Origin of the sequence: Kitasatospora sp. NPDC085895, assembly GCF_040702125.1 — a bacterium.
In the GTDB taxonomy this organism is placed as follows: domain Bacteria; phylum Actinomycetota; class Actinomycetes; order Streptomycetales; family Streptomycetaceae; genus Kitasatospora; species Kitasatospora arboriphila.
This window is the reverse complement of sequence record NZ_JBFBJY010000261.1, coordinates 1-1003: the sequence shown is the minus strand read 5'-3', so window position 1 is coordinate 1003 and position 1003 is coordinate 1. Positions and strand designations below refer to the sequence as shown.

Sequence of the window (1003 nt, the reverse complement as noted above, 5' to 3'; positions counted from 1 at the left end):
CTAGATGAATGATGCGAAGGGTTAGTGGTCATAGGCGGTCAGCGAGCGCATGACGGGCTGGCCGGTGCGGTCGTTGTGCCAGATTGCACAGGTCAGGGCGAGGATGCGTTGCAGGACGCGGGCCATGACACCGCCCGGGGTCCGGCCTTGGTGGCGTTCGAGGTCGAGTTGGGCCTTGAAGGTCTGGTTGACGGACTCGATGACCTGTCGGAGCGGTTTGAGCAGAGCGGACCCGGCTCGCGGGGGTTCGCCCTTGCGGGCCGGCCGCAGCAGGTGGACGCCCCACTCGGTGAGGTCGTGTTCGAAGGCGCGGCCGTAGTAGTGCCGGTCGGCGATGAGGGTCTGTCCCGGGCGGGCGGCGACGAGGCCGGGTTCGGTGTGGAGCATGCCGAGCAGGGTCTGCCGCTCGTCGGCCTTCGCTCCGGTGAGCGTGAAGGCGACGGGCAGGCCCTGCAGGGTGCACACCAGGTGCAGGCGCAGGCCCCAGAAGTACCGGGAGTGGCTGGCGCAGTAGCCGTACTCGGCCCATCCGGCCAGGTCTGAGCGCTTTGCGGTCTCGCGGGAGCGCCCGCACTCCACCGGCGTGGAGTCGACGACCCACACGGTGTCGGTCCACATGGAGGTGTCCGTCGCGAGGAGGCGGTTGACGTGGGCGATCAGGTCGGCGGCCTTGCGTAGCCGCCGGTTGTAGCCGGACTGTCCGGGCAGGTAGGGGAACAGGTGCCGCAGGTGTGCCTGGGCATGGCGGATCCAGCGGCGTTCGGAGGTGAAGCCGAGGAGGGCCTGCATCACCGCGAGGGTGACCAGTTCCGCGTCCGTGAGCCGGGGTGCGATGCCGATAGCGGGGCGCCACGGCGCCAGGTACGGCGATTCCTTCAGCAGGTCGTCGGTCTTCACGTAGAGTGCGGTCGCGAGGGAGTCCAGGTCAGGCGTCACAACCGACCTTTGGACTCCCTCGCTTCATGTCATGCGTGCCAGCGAGCCCTTGGCATCAATCATCTAG

Annotated in this window: 1 protein-coding gene; it reads right to left on the bottom strand. The window is 68.1% G+C overall.

What is annotated here, in order from left to right:
• Positions 1-21: 21 nt before the first annotated feature.
• On the bottom strand, positions 22-936 hold the full coding sequence (locus tag AB0442_RS42710) for an IS982 family transposase (protein ID WP_366168884.1): 915 nt from the start codon (positions 934-936) through the stop codon (positions 22-24).
• Positions 937-1003 lie beyond the last annotated feature (67 nt).